Genomic DNA, 16756 nt, shown 5'->3' with positions numbered 1-16756 from the left:
GTGAGTGGCCAAGACATCTTAATGGCCTTAACCATCTTGATGTTTGTCGCGGCAAGCGTTTATTTCGTTATTCGGATGCTCCCCATCTTTCGGGTAATGCAAAAAGCTCGCTCGACTAACCGTTTGGACAACTGGCCCAGCCGTCTCAGCTTTATGCTGGGCCAGGTCTTTGGCCATAAAAGATTATTGCGTCTTCGGTTATCTGGCGTTCTTCATTTCTTTATTTTCAGTGGATTCGTGGTGTTGTTTATTGATATCGTTGACGCCATTGGCCAAGTTTTTGTGCCTGGATTCCATTTGGATGCGCCGTTAGACTTTGCTGTTGACCTGTGGGTGGTCTTGGTTTTAGTGGGATTGGTGCTGGCCGTTTATCAAAGAGCTGTGATAAAACCGGAACGTTATCACGGGTCGGATGAGAAAGATGGTTACATTATCTTGGGGATGATTGGAATCATCATGATTGGCATTATTCTTCATGAATCCTTTTATCCCTTCGCAGCGCCGTATTTGTATCATGTGCATGCCCAGTTGGATCCCTGGGGCTTTTTGGGCTACGCGTTAGGCCATGTGTGGATGAGTACAGGTCTTGCTTATCATCCAAGCGTTGCGGAAACTGGTTACATTTTGGGCTATCTTTTGGATATTGGTATGGTGTTAGCATTTTTGGCATATTTACCGACCTCAAAACATCTCCATATCTTTTTGGCTGTTCCCAGTATCTTCTTGCATAAGACGCGGCCCCATGGGGAACTTGTGCCGCCCATGAAAGAGGACGAAGGGATGGCCATTCGGACATTCGAGGACATGAACTGGAAAGATGTATTAGACCTTTTTACATGCACGGAGTGTGGACGATGCCAAGCCGTCTGTCCGGCCCATGCTGCTGGGCAACCACTATCGCCAAAAATGGTCATTTTGGAACTGCGAGATGCCTTACGCCGGGAATTATCGGGTGCAGAGCCCGAGCCATTGGCGGGAGGCGTCGTTAGTGCTGAAGAATTATGGTCATGCACAACCTGTGGAGCTTGTCAGGAAGCTTGCCCCGTATTTATTGAACACGTTCCCAAGATTGCCGGTTTGCGTGCGGCTCTACTTGAAGATGGCGATGTGGATAAGAACAGTCAAAAGGTGCTTGTGGGTTGGGATCGTCAGGGAAACTCTTTTGGCCAGCCGCAGCGTAAACGACCGGCGTGGACGAAAGGGCTCGACGTAGCTATCAAAGATGCACGCAAGGAACCAGTGGATTGGCTATGGTTTGTTGGCGATTTTGCGTCTTATGATCCCCGGCTTCAAGAGCTCTCGCGGTTGGTGGCGCAACTGTTGCAACGCGCGGGAATCGATTTCGGGATTCTCTATGAAGGGGAGTCTAATGCGGGCAATGAGGCTTTGCGTATGGGCGAATACGGATTATTTGAGACCTTGGCACATAAAAATCTGAAATGGTTGGAAGAGGCCCAATACAACCAGATTTTCACCACGGATCCGCATTCATTTAACGCGCTGCGAAACGAATATCGCAAATTTGGATTTGAGAAACCCATAAAACATTATACCCAAGCGTTCTTAGATTTGATCGAACAAGGACGGTTGTCCCCAGCCCCTTTGGATATTCGTGTCACCTATCATGACCCGTGCTATTTAGGCCGTTGGAACCGGGTTTTTGACGCTCCCAGGCAATTGTTGGAAAAAATGGGCGTGGAATTGGTGGAGATGCCGAGGCATGGTCCTAACAGTTTTTGCTGTGGCGCTGGCGGTGGCAGGATTTGGATGGAAGAGGTGGGAGTGAAAGAGCGTCCAGCCGACAACCGCATTCGCGAAGCCGTCGCTTTACCCAATGTGAACTACTTTGTGGTGGCGTGTCCTAAAGACATGTCGATGTTTTCGGCGGCCGTGCAAAGTACGGGAAATGAAGACCGCATCAAGGTGGTCGATGTCGCAGAATTGTTGGCTCAGGCCGTGGGACTGCTTGTTCCTGAAACAGCCGTCGCTATGAAATGAAATCAAGGAGGAGAACGTCATGGCTGAGGTACAGGGGTGTAACATACCTGAAGATCGTTATTACTGGATCGAAAAACATGTATGGGCTAAACCGGAGGGGGATGTCGTCCTTGTCGGATTGACCGATGTGGCCCAAAGTTTGGCTGGCAAGATTATCGTCGTTAACCTAAAATCCGCGGGTAAAACATTGGCCCGTGGCAAGAGTGGCGGAACACTAGAGAGTGGAAAATGGGTGGGATCTATTCCGACCCCAGTGGCAGGGGAGGTGATAGAGGTCAATGGAGCCGTTAAAGCTAATCCCGGATTAGTCAATGAAGATCCTTACGGAGAAGGCTGGCTACTAAAAGTCAAGCCTACCAACTGGGATGAGGACGCTAAAGCCTTAGCAACGGGAGAAACGGGCGTGGCTTCATACCGTGAAAAATTAGAACAAGACGGGATTCATTGTCAAAAATAGGGGGGAGAGACGTGTCACAAGTATTTGCATGTGAATTCCCCGATCATTTATGGTTTGACGTGGAACGTGATGTGTGGATTGAGAGCTTGCCTTCAGGCATATTGCGTATTGGAATGACCGATCCTGCTCAAACGCGCGCAGGAAAAATTCTTCATGTGAGAGGACGGCCTGGAAAAGCCGTCAAAGCTGGAAAAAATGTGGCGACTATCGAATCAGCGAAGTGGGTAGGTCCATTTCCTGCGCCGGTCGATGGTACGGTTGTGCGTGTGAATGAGATCGTTTTGAGCGATCCCAACATGATTAATCGCGATCCCTATGGAGAAGGATGGGTAGCCGAACTGCAACCAGGGAGTGAGTGGCTGAGTCCACATCTGATAAAAGGTTCAGATGTCGCGGCCATTTACCGGGAAAAGCTTCAAGAAGAAGGGATTACCTGTATGCGTTGCGCCCCGATTGAAGAGACCACAACGAGCGACTCTGATGATGATTTATGAAATGGGGGAAACACGGTGCGGTATCTCGATTTAGGAACAGTCAAGCGGGAAATGTCTCAAGCCGTCTATCATGCATTAGCCCAGCGTTTGAAACCCCACGACGAAATAACACTGGTGACTGTTAGTCCTGACCGTCCCTATGTTTGTGTTGGTTATCATCAACTGGCCAGTCGAGAAATCGACCGCGAATTTTGTGAGACCCATCAAATATTAGTGGGTCGGAGATTTGTAGGAGGTGGTGCCGTTTATCTCGATCACGGTCAAGTTTTTTGGCATTTGTTATTGCCGAAGCCACGGGGACCCGTCGAGGATATGTACCGAGAAATTCTCAAGGCTCCGATTGAAACGTACCAGCAAATGGGAATTAATGCGCAGTTTCGCCCAGTCAATGACATTGTGGTAGGGCCACGAAAGATTGGGGGAACTGGCGCATCGACAATGGGAACGACTACCGTCATAGTGGGGAGCTTGTTATTTGACTTTAATGTGGCATTAATGGCTCGGGTCTTAAAGGTCCCGTCCGAAAAATTTCGCGATAAAATGATTTCGAGTCTCAGCGAGTATATGACCACAATTAATCAGGAACTTGGCGAACCGCCTGAACGCCAGATGGTTGTCGCCAAACTCGTAGACAACTTCTCCCGATTACTAAACGAGCCCGTGCATGCTGATCAGTTATCATCTGAAGAAGAGGCGGATATAGAGAAATACGCGTTGAAATTATTTGATCCCGAGTTTGTCTACCGGGGTGAAAGAGGATTATTTCAATCCGGAATTAAGATTCGCTCGGGCGTATATCTGCACGAAGGCGTCTTTAAAGCACCCGGTGGACTACTTCGGTTAATATATCGTGTGAACGACGGGGTTTTTGACGATGTCAACTTTAGTGGGGATTTCTTCATGGATCCATGGGATAGTTCAGCGGTGGAAGATTTTCAACGGTATCTTTGTGGACGGCTAGTGAACGAACACAATGTGGAGGAAGCATCTCGCCAGTTATTCGAAAAGGTGTCGATACCCGGGGTTGTCGCCTCGGATATCGTGGAATGTTTTCGGCGTGCTGAAAGCACCCAACAATCTCCTGTACTGTAAAGATTTTGATAATCCATGAAAGGATGTGGAACGCATGAGTACTCCTGTTGAAGCCGATTTAAAAGTTGATGCATCGGGGCTCAAGTGCCCGATGCCTGTTATTCGAGCGAAAAAAGGTATCACTAGCGTCGAAGTGGGACAGGTAGTGGAAATTCTGAGTACAGATCCCGGATCGATGGCTGATTTCAAAGCTTGGGCACGGTCCACGGGTCATGAACTGCTCCTGGCAGAACAACAAGGCGAAGTCTTTCGGTTTTTAATCCGCCGTATGAAATAGTCAAGGAAACGAAGAAAGGAGTCCATTATGTCATCAGACGTGAAGAAATATCTTTACATCCTAACTACGGGACCCGAAGTCGCTTACCGTGCCGCTTCCCCGTTCTTTTTAGCAACAACTGCCGCTTTGATGGATCATGATGTGTCGATGGTCTTTACCATTCGAGCGACGGCTCTTTTAAAGCGCGGAGTCGCCGAAGAGTTAACGGTCAAAGAAGGTGGTGATGGGGCGCGGCTACAGTTTTTCATTGATCAAGCTCGCGATGCTGGGGTGAAATTTTATGTGTGTGCTCCCAGTTTGGACTTAAATGATTGTACCTTGGAGGATTTGATTGAAACAGAAGGTGTGGTTGGCGGCAGTGCTGTAAATGAAATGGCGCTGGAATCTGATGTGGTGATTACCTTTTAGCGGAGTTCAATAATCGTCGGCCTAATTAAAGATGTGAGACGAATGAGGATGAGTCGATGGCTGAACTTGCTGATTACCAAAAGGCAATTGACCGGATTACCCAGTGGAAGAATCAGGGACCTGATGATGTTGCCGTAATGGCGAATGTTGTAGCCCAAATACGTCAATTGTGGCCTGCTTGGTGTTGGATCGGATTTTACCGTGTCTTTCATTTAGGACATGACTTAATCCTGGGGCCATTTTATGGGGACCCAGCGCCATCTCTTATTTTGTGGGGCCAAGGGGTTGTGGGATCCTGCGCGGCTGAACGTGCGGTGCAAATAGTCGGGTCCATTAAGAAATTTCCCGGTTACATTGCCGCGATTGCGGAAACTAAGTGCGAAGTTGGACTTCCTCTCATCCGTGATAACCATCTCTATGCGGTGTTGGACTGTCAATCACCTGAGGTGGACGGAATCGATTTAGTGGCAGTAGAATGGCTAGGTCAAATGGCCTCGCTATTAAGTTAATCGCCCTGGAACTCCGAGCCGAATGATCGTTGTTATCATTCGGCTCGTTTTAATCTGGCTGCAAAACATTACCTTACGCCACTTACTCGTCTATCTTGGAAACGCGAACAGGAAAGGGAAGGAGTATTAATATGGATGAAGCTTCTTTACGTCTCGATTATTGGGTCGACACCCGCTCGGATCCGAAATTTCCGTTATGGGTTATTTTTAAAGAAATCGGGCATAGCCAAACTAAGTGTGATCACTTGCCCTATGCCAGACGGTCTTTAAGGTCTATACCAGAGTTGCTAAAACAACTGGAACATCTGGCACCCTTAAAGGCTATTGCAAAGGACCTCAATGTTCCAGAACAAGAAGTTCGGGCCGCCTTGTGGTATGCGGCATGGATTCTTGAACATGTACCACCTGAAAAATCATGGCAAGAATGGAACAATCGAGTAGATCAGGCTTGGCAGGATGGCATATTACATGATTAGTCACAAAGACAGATGTTGTGTATGATGTCTTTATAATCATGATGTCTTTTGAGGGATAGAAATTTTACGGCTTTATAACCAACTGCTAACCGTGTTTGGCGAAATGGCCATTCCGATTAAAGAACGAAGGAACGAAGACCAAGATGGTTGCTGTTACTAATCATGAAAGGCGGATTTTGGGATGAACCTCCCTCCACATCGCCATCAATGTGAAAATTGCGGTGCGCCAATTGATGAATTGTTGTGTGATGCGTGCCGAAATCGTCAGGCCGGATTGTTTGCTGTTGCATATCGTCCGTTGCCCAACAACCTTCTTTTATATGTTTTCACGATTCTCAAATCCCGGTTGTTTTTAGGGTTATTTGTATTTGCTACAGCGCCAATTCTTCTAGGAGATTTACATCTCAATATTGTTGACGGAATGATGGTCTATTTTTCTTTATTCTGGTTTTTCATTTTTCAACCATTAATGGCTGCACAATTGCGTATTCGGTCCTTGCTGTTAGACATTACAGCTTATGTATTCACGGGCACGATTGGGGTATTGGTTGCCCTGACCGTGGAGTCGTTTTGGATAAATCATGGGGCTAATTTACTGTTGAATTCGCATGTATTGTTTATATCGGCTCCCGCTTACGTGTTATTCATTGGCTTGACCGAAGAGTTTGCCAAACAAATGATTGTACTGTTAATCTTCTTTTTTAATCGGACTAAAAAGAAGGCTTGGAGTCCGCTAGCCTATATGATGGTGGGAATCAGTTCGGGTTTGGGCTTTTCTGCTGTCGAAAATATTTCCTATGTGCAACATGGTATTTTATTCGACGTTCTTCATCATAGTGTGGGTCTTGGTACTATTACAGCATTAACGCGCGCATTATATACGCCCTTTTTGCATGCCATTTGGGCAGGCATTGTCGCTTATGCTTTAGGAATTGTGGCACAAAGGGGATACCGCGATTGGCATCTTGCGGTTGGGGCTTATCTGATTGCCGCAATTTTTCACGGATTCTACGATGCATCATTAGGATATGGCGATTTATCGATTTTGGACGTCGCTCTTTCGTACCTGCTCTTTTTGAGCTTGTTGCTCAATAATCGACGACGTCAATATTTAAGTGTTTCGAAAGGATAAGAGGAGAATTGCAACGCAACTGATATTTTTTTTATTTTAATTTTTCCCTATTAAGGTGGAAAAGGATGAAGGAGGGTTCTGTTTACGGTACCAGCAGCTTTATTTCGTCTTACGCGCCATATTACCTATTGGTTGCGGTGGTTTATTGAAGTCGTTATTTTAGTGACGTTGGCGGTGGGCATTGTGGCCTTTTTTGCCCATTGGGGAGGACTTATCTATCATCCGGAGCAAATTCTGATGAATTTGCGGGGAATATTGGATGACATTTTTACCTTGGCGTTGCTTGTAGAAATGCGGGATTTATTTCGTCACTTATCACCAACAAGGCTTTTAGACATTGTTGCTACCGTTTTAGCCAGACAGTTGGCTTTAGCGCACAGTGTGGAAGGTGTTTTGCCAGTGGCTATTGCGATATCATTAATTGTTTTGGTCAGGGGCATTTGGACCCGCTTCTTTGAAAAAGCTGAAATTGAAGAAGGTTAGCGTCCATCAATGGATCAGCAGTACGATCTTGTGAGTGGTTAGGGTACTAAGAAAGGCAGGAATGATCGGTGTTATCGTGGTCGGCAGTGACCATGGGATTTGATCAGGATAATCCTATTTTTAATCAATTAAATCTCACGATTTATCCGAGCATGTCGGTGATTGGACCGTCGGGATCAGGTAAATCGACATTGTTAAGCTCTTTGCTGGGTTACGTATCAGTTTATGCAGGGGAAATTTTGATTGACGGGGTGCCAGCCGATCGTACTGTCGTGGGACAATTGATTAGTTATATGCCCCAAGAAAACATTTTGCCTTGGGATTTGACACTGCGAGAATACCTGAGCGAATTAGCCGAATTAGACGGACAAGCCAGTATTCAGGTAAATAAAACGGTTTACGACATGGCGTCCCTTGTGCATTTAGAGTCAGTGTTAGACCGTCGGCTTGGACACATGTCTGGCGGAATGAAACGCCGCGCGCTCTTAGCTGCTGTCCTTCTCTATCCTGCGCCCTGGGTAATTATCGATGAACCGACGTCAGGTCTCGATCCTGAAGAGCAATTGACGGTACTGGGCTTATTATCAGAGCTTTCTCAGAAACGGCACGTCGTGATTGCGACCTCGCGCCTGGAAGAGGTGGCGGCTTTGCAAGGGGATATTGTCTTGGTGTTACCGCAAGGTCAAGTCGAGATCATGAGCCGGCAACAACTTCGAGAAGTAGCCCTGGGGCATGTATTTTTGTTGTCTGAACACGATGTTGATTGGGGACGATCGCGATTGTGGCAACCGATGCCTGATGGCCGGGTAAAAATTTTTAGTGATAAACCTCTTCCCAATGCGGTGAGTGTCGAACCGACCTTAGAAGATGGATATTATTGGTATTTATCACAACGCGAGTTGATGGTGTCATGATCACTTCTTCATCCTGTTTGCTTGCGGCCGATCACATAGGCCTATCTATCCGTAATGAATGGCTTTTAAAAAATGTTTCATTCCGTTTACATCGTGGGATAACCGCGCTCATCGGACCCAATGGTGCTGGGAAAACCACGCTCTTTCGTATTTTGGCCGGTATCTATGAACCTTCTGAGGGACATTTGATAGTGAATTTGCCGGGTCTTCCTTCGCGTTCCCGAGCCGCATATGTTCCCCAGTTTCCAGGAGCTTATCCGAACCTTACGCCCTTTGACTATCTGGTATGGATTGGTGGATTTCATGGGTTGAGGTATGATCAGGCCAGAGACCGTGCGCGGGAGATTTTGTTGAGGATGGACCTGTCTGCTGTGGCTTTTTTTTCCGGTAAACAACTTGATGGGGGTCAGAAGAGGAGATTAGCCTTGGCCGCCGCATGGATGCAAAGGCAGCCTATTGTTTTATTGGATGAACCGACCGCAGGACTTGACCCGGCTGGACGATTGGCCTTCTGGCGGGATTTGACGTTATGGAACCGCGAATTCCAGATCGATGGCGGTTATCTGATTACAACCCATTTATTAACCGAAGTTGAACAATATTGCCAGTATGTCATTATTTTAGATAAAGGGACGACACGATTTGCGGGTTCAACGGATGACTTGCGTCAAAGAGCCCAACCTTACAGTTTCTGGGCCAAAGACCCTGTTGTATCTCACGATCACACGATTGTGGCGGGGCTGAAATCTCCCCATGGAATTCCCGTATTAAGCACGAAACCTGAAACGCTGTGGGCCTACCGTGAGCCCACGGTGTTGGACGGGTATTTGTCAGTTATTCAACATATGGGAAAGGAGGAGTAACCCGATTACACGAAAGGTCATGCAATCAGCAGTGATGACATCATTAAATTCCATGGGTATTCCACGGCCATTTAGAACCATTATCGCCGTGGTCATTAAAGATACCGTCCGTTTAAGTTGGCGTGATCCGTTAACCCGATTAGAAATCGTGTTATTGGCGATCTTAACCTTTTTATCCGCGATTGCCACCATTGGGTCACCCAACGCAGGTGATGGCGCGATTCAAATGCTGGCAATCTCCTATCAAGTGACGCCTTTTAGTTTAGTCCTGATCATTGGTCAATTGGGGCGTAATCGGCCTCATGAGCTTTTGTGGCATACCCGGCGTTTACCGCGCTTTGCCTATTTAAGTGGCCGGTTTTTGGGACTACTTATTGTGGGACTCATTATTTTAGGCCTCATAGGTATTGAAGGCTCCTTGCTTATGGCGATTATCGGGGCGTTTCCCATTATGCCAAGCATTGCCGACAACTTTTTCTTTTTGTTGACGATTGCCGCCCCGAGTCTTGTTGTTGTAACAGGCATGTTTCTCTGGCTTAGTGAGTGGCGGGGGGATGGGAGTCATTATTTTGTTCCCGCTATTGTCCTTTCCTTAATCATTGCCTTTAGCGAGTACAAAATTCCGGCACTAGAGGCGTGGGATCCCCACCTGTTGTTCTACAATCCCTTTCCTGGATTTTTGATGTTGGGGTTGGCATTACCGCCCGCTTTATATGGTCCCATTGGGATCCCTTCGTGGCTGGTTATCAACCGTTTAGTCTGGATGGCCGTGGGTTTGGGGTTTTTTCTTTTAGCGTTGATGAGTTCACGAACTGTTACGCGTTTTTATCCGTTAACAAGTGGCGGAAAAGTTCGCCTGGGATATTTCGTTCTCCTAGCCGGATTTTTTCTGGGGTTAGCCATGCTGCATCATTTGGCCACCGAACTTTCGCCATATCCCTTAGCTATGACCATAGACGAACAGGTGCAGACCCGCAATGAAACGGTGACATTGCATGTTAATCCATCTACCGGCTTTGTTTCGGGTCAGGCCATTATGTCTTTTTCGCAGCCCCAAGTGGGAAAACTGAGCGTGGCACTGAACCGCGGATTGATTTTGAAGGGGAATTTTCCCCTATTGCGTCTCAATCACGGAGATGTATTTGCCATGTCGGCTGCTGCCCAATGGAATGTGCGCTTAACCCATCCCGTAAAGACGTTAACTCTATCATTTTATGGCCATCTATTACCACAACCGACCCCATTAGTGTATCCGCCATTTTTTCCGGGCAATATTTATGAACATTTATATGTAGGACGGTCGCGTGTATTCCTACAAAGCGGAGGATTTTGGTATCCGCGTCTTTTACAAATTCATCAACAACAAGCTGTAATTGTCTCCGGACTGTCAAAGTTGATTTTATCAGAGCCTGCCAGTGAGCGTTTACCAGTGCCGGTAACCGATATGGATATTGAAGGTTCTAAGACTTGGATCTATGAGCCCAATCAAGGTCCGTTATTTTTCTTTCAAGCACCATACCGCATTGTCCGCCATCGAGGCTTTGATGTGCTTGGACCGCAACCATTGTCCAAATCAGCCACTCGCTCGTTTCAAAGCTTTAGGCAGGCGTGGAATCGTCTTGGGCCATGGCTAATCGGCACACAGAAACCCTTTATCGTAGTTTATAGTCCTATTACCATTCATCCCCTTTTGTGGCAGCGGGTATTGATTGTTTCGGCAGTCCATCCTTATACGTTACCTGGAGATCCGGTAACAGGCTCCTCTCAGGTTCCTTCGCCATTTGAAGCCGCGGTGACATTGGACCAGTTATGGTGGGAGCCATATCCTCATTCGACTGTTTTACAGTACGAAACTTTGCTGGAAGCGTACCGAGAAAGTTCCAGAATTCACTCATTATTGGCGGAGGTTCAACGGGGACAAATCCCGGGGTTACCGAAACTCACGTCCCAAGAGGCGGCAACCATATTGAATGAATGGCCTCATCTCTCCACGCTTTCGGCCCGACAATGGCTTAGCTACGCCGGATTATCGCCAGATGGAGGACTATAATCATGCGATCATTGTGGCACATTATCCAGGTAAATGTGGAGATTATCGGATGGATGCCGGTTATCCTCGCTGGAATTTCCGTGACCTTATTGGCATTGACCCATGGTCCCCTTGAATTGGCGCGGTTATGGCAACATCATTTCATTGAAAACTGTGAAGCTTTTTTTCCCCTGACCTATGCTTTTATTACTGCTCCCTTGATGGTCATCGACCATGAATTTGGGATGATTGAATTGACATCATCATTGCCCCGACAGCAAATTTTGCTTGTGCGGTGGGCTATTAGTTGGGGTATGGCAACAGTGGTGAATACCGTTTTTGTGGCGGTTATGATCGACCTATGGGGACCAGTCAAACTGGGAGCTGGAATCTTAGCGGCTCTAGGGCCTTTGTTTTTGGAATCCAGTTTGGCGCTATGGGCTAGCGCTCTCACCAAACGTGTAGCGGTGGGCTATTTAGTGGCGATAGCCCTGCCTGTGTCCGATTTAATTGTTCGGATTCTTGGAGGATTTCAGGCATTGCCATTCCTGCAATTGGCAAATTTATTTGCATATCGCTGGCCCGTTACTCGCTTGAATTGGCAAATCGTATCGATCACGCAATTTGTGATAGGCTTCTTGTTAATGAGCATGGCAATTATTTTGGCGCGGCGATTATACCAACGGATGCTATCTTAAAAAAGAATGTAGTTGTTCCTCAAAGACCTTAATCGTAATAGCCGTCAGTGATTGTTCTATTGCGTGCGGTTCCTGCTGCGGTGACTTGACATTATCTCTATTGGCTAGAGAGTTTTATTTGTGAGTTATAAGCGGTGGCAAAAATAAGACAACGGAACATTGTATGCGTTGGTGTCAATTTTTTAGGAAGTCTGCGGCTTATTCTAAAGGAACGGACTTACAGACTATGAATATTCAGGCAATGGTTGTAAAAATCGCCACCACTGCGGAAATGATGTTAAGTGACAACTCCATCGTGGTTTGGGCAAGCTCTCGATAATGCGCTTTGTGATTGACAAAGATGTAATCGTGTTATTAATATTAGTTTCAATAAATGAGTGGTTTGGTGTAATCTTGTTTTCTTATGATTGAAGATTACAGATGGGAATCAAGTGAATTATGTTTTTGAGTGCAATGAAGAAGCCATAGATTGTCTCTTCATGACAGAGAGCCAGAGTCTGTGAAAACTGGTATGAAAGAGAAATCTTACCCACTTCGGAGCATTCTTGTGATGAACAAGACGGTGCCGCCGTTATCCGGTGTCGAGGGGCCTTTTAGGCAATCGAGGTGGTACCGCGGAGCTAATCCGTCCTCATGGAGGACGGATTTTTGTTGTTGAATGGGGGATATGACGGTTGCGGATTGTGGTGAAGATTGGGACATCAAGTTTATGTGGGGATGATGGGCGGCTAATGGACGAACGGGTCGAGAATTTGGCCCGTCAAATTGCATGGACCCGCAGACAACATCATGAACTCATTGTCGTCTCGTCAGGAGCAGTCGGAGCAGGAATTGGACATACGGGCAAACGTCCCACCAATGTTATCGAAAAGCAAGCTCTAGCTGCCATTGGGCAGACCTATTTGATGCAGGCCTATCAGCGACACTTGCCAGACATTTCTCTGGCCCAAATTCTTTTGACGCGACAAGATCTTGAGCATCCCGCACGACGTGCTAATTCTGCTAACACTATTCAACGCTTACTGGAATGGGGAGCACTTCCCATTGTGAATGAAAATGACACAGTAGCGCATGAAGAAATTCGTATTGGAGACAACGATACGCTTGCCGCGCGCGTGGCTGGCTTGATTGAGGCTGATCTTCTCATTTTATTATCGGATGTCGACGGATTATATACAGAAGATCCCCGACAAGATCCTGATGCCCAGCACATTGCAACGGTTCCGTGGGTTTCAGCAGAACTCCTCAACCGACATATGGCGTCAAAAGGTCCATGGGGAACAGGGGGGATGCACACAAAGTTATTAGCCGCCCGCATTGCTCAGGAACATGGCATTCCCACCATCCTTGCGGACAGTTCCACTTATGGAATTTTGCAACATTTGATTCAGGGAGATCCTATGCGCGCTACTTATTTCTTGTCGCAGCCCGAAAATTCATAGAACAACGCTATTCTGGCAAATTCTTGGACTTTAAGAAAAGGAGCAGTGGATATGCTGCAACAGATGTTAGAAGCAAGCCGTCGGGCGCAAAAAACCTTGGCCCTGAGTCCTGGGGAAAAGCGAAATCAGATTTTAGAGACCATGGCATCGTTATTAGCGGAGCGACGCGAGATGATTTTAGCAGCGAATCAAAATGACATCGAACGTGCCATCGATTTATCTCCGGCATTGATGAAGCGCCTCGAACTGACAGAGGCACAATTGATGCGCCTCATCGATGGGATTCATGTGGTAATACGGCAACCCGATCCCCTAGGCCAAGGCGAGGGACAACGGCGTTTACCTAATGGATTGACCATTGAAGCAGTCCATGTGCCTTTAGGGGTCATTGGTTTAGTATTTGAAAGTCGACCCGGTGTGGCCATTGAAGCTACTGCCCTCATTATCAAATCAGGAAATGCTGCCATATTGCGAGGAGGTCATGAGGCAATGGAATCCATTAGGGTTATCACCGATTGTTGGCAAGATGCGATAACCGCAAATGGATTCGATAAGGAGCTGGTGCAAGCTATATTGGACCCGGATCGTCAATATGTGACCGACTTGATGCATTTACATGGTCTTGATTTACTCATTCCTCGAGGAGGTCCGGGTCTTATTCAAAAAGTGGTCAATGAAGCGACCGTACCGGTTATCGAAACAGGCGTCGGAAATTGCCATGTGTATGTGGACGATGGGGCAGACATTGGTATGGCCGTGGACATAGTGACCAACGCTAAAGTCTCAAATCCCGGAGTCTGCAATGCTGCCGAAACCGTACTGGTGCACCGCGATATGGCTGCCAAGTTTCTTCCTGCGCTAGAACAGCATCTAAATTCCTATGGAGTGACATTGCATGCAGATTCCTCGTCTAGACCTTATTTATCGTTTGCTGTTCCGGCGACGGAAGAAGATTTCGCCACAGAATATTTAAGTCTCGACTTGGCGGTCAAAATTGTGGAGAGTATCGATGAGGCCATTGACCATATCGCCCGATATGGGACGAAACATTCTGAAGCCATCGTCACCAACGATTATTCGCGTGGAGAATATTTCTTAAACGCGGTGGATGCCGCGGTGGTCTATTGGAATGCATCCACACGTTTTACCGATGGGTATGAATTTGGAATGGGCGGTGAAGTAGGAATTTCCACCCAGAAACTTCATGCCAGGGGACCCATGGGACTCTTAGCGTTAACGACATGGAAATGGATCGCCAAGGGACATGGGCAAACTCGTTAGTGCCCTATCAAGATTTTCCAACACTTCGGGGGAAGGATTAGGTTTCAAGGAAAGCGCCGCATATTTCCTGCCAACGGTAAAAAGAAACCTGTAGCCTGAGTAGGACTGTGGGAATGCCACGACATTCGACTCACCCGGTTACTCCGGTTTGAAAGGAACGAGATAATCTGTTGATGGACCTAAAAGAGGATTATCCTAAGGAACTGTGCACGCTTCTGAGTTAGGTCAACACGACAACCCAATGACTGCCAATACAAATATAGCTTAGCATTCGTTTAAAAACCTAAATTCAGAAGAAGTGTCAGGCAATAGGTGGCACATGATTCCCAAATTTCGATATTCTTATTGGAAAATAACACACTGAGATGTTTAATATAACAAGTGGTGAATAGGAGAACTCGGTGCAATCACTTATTGTCTTAGGAATTTTTCTCTTGGCTATGGCGTTACTCGCGTCCAATCGTGTGCGCATTGATTTGATTGGACTGATCGTGTTATTAAGCCTTGGGCTCACTCGCAGTTTACCGCTTTCCATCCTATTTTCCGGGTTTTCATCGGAGGCGGTGATTTTGATTGCAGGGATGTTGGCACTTGGCGAAGGCCTTGTGGCATCGGGCGTTACAGATTGGCTCGCGCGATTTTTGCAGCGCATAGGCGGGTCAGGAGAAAAACGACTTTCCACGGTATTAATGATTACCGCAGCATTCCCCTCGGCTTTTATCAGCGATGTAGGGCTCGTGGGTATGTTCATACCGGTTGTTAAAACATTACATCAGCGGATTCAGGTTCCTGTACAAAAGCTGTTAATGCCGCTGGCGGTGGCGGCCACATTGGGCGGGCTGCTGACAATGGTCGGCAGTGCGGGCAATATTGTTGGCAATCAAGCATTAAAGACCGCGGGTTATGCGCCTATTAGTATATTTGGGATTACCCCATTAGGTTTGGCTTTATTGCTGGTTGGTATTGGCTTTATGGTGACTCTCGGCCGCTTTTTGATTCCTCAACGATCCGAGACTCCTTTAATTGATAATGCAGATTCTCTGCGCGAATACATGTCAGAAGTTAAGGTGTTAGCGGATTCGCCTCTTATTGGCAAAACTTTGGATACGATTAAAGTATTTACCGAAAAAGGGCTAACTGTGACGCGGATTGTTAGAAATGGCCGGGTTATGCCGGCGCACAGTCAAAGCCGTTTGCAAGCCGACGATATTTTATTGGTTTTGGGAGATGTTGATCGCTTATTAAATTCTGACGACCAAAAATGGGGTATGGTTCTAGCCGCGGATCCTCCCGCCGACTCCCAGGAGCCCAGTGAGGTAGTTGTGGCGGAATTGCTCTTGGGTCATCGCGCTCCTTGGGTCGGACGCACTGTCATCCAGTTGCATTTGCGACACCGGTATGGCATTACAGTATTGGGGCTTTATCGCGATGGAGAGTTAGTGTATCAACGCCTCACCGATATCCGTTTACGGGTGGGTGACATTTTGCTTGTCCAAGGAAGTCCAGAAAATCTCGCAGCCTTACAAAATCTTCATGGCATTATTTCGCTAAACGAGCCGATTCAACGGGTGCCTACCAGGCGTTACGGGTTGTGGTTAGCACCCACGATTTTATTGGGCTCTTTATTACTTGCAGCCTTAAACATTATCGATATTAAGTTGGCTATCGTTTTAGGAATTGTGTTGATGGCCATCACGGGAATTTTGCAAATTTCAGACGCTTACCGAGCGATTGAATGGCGTATTGTGGTTTTTGTGGCGGGAATGATTCCGCTAGGAACCGCATTGATTCGAACAGGTATCACACAAAAGATGGTATCTGCTTTAATCATGGTGAATCACATGTTAGGTAATCATCCTACCTGGATGATCGCGATGTTGTTTATGATTGCCGCCATTTTGACGCAAGTCTTATCGAACATTGCCACCGTCTTGGTTTTGGCGCCTGTCGCTGCCCAATTGGCTCGACCCTTACATGTGCTTCCAGATCCCTTCGTGATGGCGGTGATGGTGGCGGTTTCAGCCTCTCCGTTAACGCCATTGGCCAACAAGGTGGACCTTTTAATCATGGGACCGGGAGGATTTAAATACGGTGATTTTCTCCGCTTGGGTATTCCCTTAACCGTGCTGTTTGCAGCTGTCGCCACCTGGCTAATTCCAATATTCTTTCCGTTTTAAATACGATACCCAGATTTAACGGATGA

General features: G+C 47.0%; 17 protein-coding genes. All 17 read left to right on the top strand.

The features are described 5' to 3' along the window. The 17 genes from AOA63_RS07600 (at nt 1) to AOA63_RS07520 (ending at nt 16730) form a co-directional block, all read left to right on the top strand. Nucleotides 1-1998: a (Fe-S)-binding protein gene (locus tag AOA63_RS07600; protein ID WP_139061521.1), complete on the top strand. Its 1998-nt coding sequence runs from the start codon at nt 1-3 to the stop codon at nt 1996-1998. Between the two features lie 19 nt (nt 1999-2017). Then, nucleotides 2018-2455, top strand: a complete 438-nt coding sequence (gene gcvH, locus AOA63_RS07595) for a glycine cleavage system protein GcvH (RefSeq protein ID WP_053959135.1) — start codon at nt 2018-2020, stop codon at nt 2453-2455. An 11-nt stretch (nt 2456-2466) separates the two neighbouring features. Continuing rightward, nucleotides 2467-2949: a biotin/lipoyl-containing protein gene (locus AOA63_RS07590; protein WP_053959134.1), complete on the top strand. Its 483-nt coding sequence runs from the start codon at nt 2467-2469 to the stop codon at nt 2947-2949. 15 nt (nt 2950-2964) lie between these two features. Beyond that, nucleotides 2965-4041 carry a lipoyl protein ligase domain-containing protein gene (locus tag AOA63_RS07585; RefSeq protein ID WP_053959133.1) on the top strand — a complete coding sequence of 359 codons (1077 nt, stop codon included), beginning with the start codon at nt 2965-2967 and terminating at the stop codon, nt 4039-4041. Nucleotides 4042-4075: 34 nt separating this feature from the next. Then, complete coding sequence (locus AOA63_RS07580) at nt 4076-4318, top strand: sulfurtransferase TusA family protein (RefSeq protein ID WP_053959132.1); 243 nt, start codon at nt 4076-4078, stop codon at nt 4316-4318. Nucleotides 4319-4345: 27 nt separating this feature from the next. Then, the gene (locus tag AOA63_RS07575; RefSeq protein ID WP_028963013.1) at nt 4346-4726 is read left to right on the top strand and encodes a DsrE family protein; all 381 of its coding nucleotides are present in this window, start codon (nt 4346-4348) and stop codon (nt 4724-4726) included. Nucleotides 4727-4782: 56 nt separating this feature from the next. After that, complete coding sequence (locus tag AOA63_RS07570; protein ID WP_053959131.1) at nt 4783-5235, top strand: GAF domain-containing protein; 453 nt, start codon at nt 4783-4785, stop codon at nt 5233-5235. A gap of 131 nt (nt 5236-5366) precedes the next feature. Continuing rightward, nucleotides 5367-5711: a hypothetical protein gene (locus tag AOA63_RS07565; protein ID WP_053959130.1), complete on the top strand. Its 345-nt coding sequence runs from the start codon at nt 5367-5369 to the stop codon at nt 5709-5711. Nucleotides 5712-5892: 181 nt separating this feature from the next. Further along, entirely contained in the window at nt 5893-6843 is a 951-nt protein-coding gene (locus AOA63_RS07560; RefSeq protein WP_053959129.1) for a PrsW family intramembrane metalloprotease, read from the top strand. 132 nt (nt 6844-6975) lie between these two features. After that, on the top strand, nt 6976-7326 hold the full coding sequence (locus AOA63_RS07555) for a hypothetical protein (protein ID WP_171822651.1): 351 nt from the start codon (nt 6976-6978) through the stop codon (nt 7324-7326). 68 nt (nt 7327-7394) lie between these two features. Continuing rightward, entirely contained in the window at nt 7395-8240 is an 846-nt protein-coding gene (locus AOA63_RS07550) for an ATP-binding cassette domain-containing protein (protein ID WP_053959128.1), read from the top strand. Further along, nucleotides 8237-9103, top strand: a complete 867-nt coding sequence (locus tag AOA63_RS07545; RefSeq protein WP_053959127.1) for an ABC transporter ATP-binding protein — start codon at nt 8237-8239, stop codon at nt 9101-9103. Before AOA63_RS07550 ends, AOA63_RS07545 begins: the two co-directional genes overlap by 4 nt. Before the next feature lie 19 nt (nt 9104-9122). Next, nucleotides 9123-11153 carry a hypothetical protein gene (locus AOA63_RS07540; protein ID WP_053959126.1) on the top strand — a complete coding sequence of 677 codons (2031 nt, stop codon included), beginning with the start codon at nt 9123-9125 and terminating at the stop codon, nt 11151-11153. Nucleotides 11154-11155: 2 nt separating this feature from the next. Continuing rightward, entirely contained in the window at nt 11156-11830 is a 675-nt protein-coding gene (locus tag AOA63_RS07535) for a hypothetical protein (RefSeq protein WP_053959125.1), read from the top strand. 683 nt (nt 11831-12513) lie between these two features. Further along, a complete protein-coding gene (gene proB / locus AOA63_RS07530; protein ID WP_171822649.1) occupies nt 12514-13272 on the top strand; it encodes a glutamate 5-kinase in 759 nt (252 codons plus the stop codon). 45 nt (nt 13273-13317) lie between these two features. Continuing rightward, on the top strand, nt 13318-14553 hold the full coding sequence (locus tag AOA63_RS07525) for a glutamate-5-semialdehyde dehydrogenase (protein ID WP_278276960.1): 1236 nt from the start codon (nt 13318-13320) through the stop codon (nt 14551-14553). 401 nt (nt 14554-14954) lie between these two features. After that, complete coding sequence (locus tag AOA63_RS07520) at nt 14955-16730, top strand: SLC13 family permease (RefSeq protein WP_171822648.1); 1776 nt, start codon at nt 14955-14957, stop codon at nt 16728-16730. The last annotated feature ends 26 nt before the right edge of the window (nt 16731-16756 follow it).

This window comes from Sulfobacillus thermosulfidooxidans, from assembly GCF_001280565.1.
GTDB lineage: Bacteria > Bacillota > Sulfobacillia > Sulfobacillales > Sulfobacillaceae > Sulfobacillus > Sulfobacillus thermosulfidooxidans_A.
Note: the sequence above shows the minus strand (reverse complement) of the source record. Positions and strands in the feature narration are given on the sequence as shown.

Coding starts and splice junctions, on each gene's coding strand:
- gcvH (WP_053959135.1), top strand. CDS start 2,018: ATGGCTGAGGTACAGGGGTGTAACATACCTGAAGATCGTTATTACTGG.
- AOA63_RS07580 (WP_053959132.1), top strand. CDS start 4,076: ATGAGTACTCCTGTTGAAGCCGATTTAAAAGTTGATGCATCGGGGCTC.
- AOA63_RS07575 (WP_028963013.1), top strand. CDS start 4,346: ATGTCATCAGACGTGAAGAAATATCTTTACATCCTAACTACGGGACCC.
- AOA63_RS07570 (WP_053959131.1), top strand. CDS start 4,783: ATGGCTGAACTTGCTGATTACCAAAAGGCAATTGACCGGATTACCCAG.
- AOA63_RS07565 (WP_053959130.1), top strand. CDS start 5,367: ATGGATGAAGCTTCTTTACGTCTCGATTATTGGGTCGACACCCGCTCG.
- AOA63_RS07560 (WP_053959129.1), top strand. CDS start 5,893: ATGAACCTCCCTCCACATCGCCATCAATGTGAAAATTGCGGTGCGCCA.
- AOA63_RS07545 (WP_053959127.1), top strand. CDS start 8,237: ATGATCACTTCTTCATCCTGTTTGCTTGCGGCCGATCACATAGGCCTA.
- AOA63_RS07540 (WP_053959126.1), top strand. CDS start 9,123: ATGCAATCAGCAGTGATGACATCATTAAATTCCATGGGTATTCCACGG.
- AOA63_RS07535 (WP_053959125.1), top strand. CDS start 11,156: ATGCGATCATTGTGGCACATTATCCAGGTAAATGTGGAGATTATCGGA.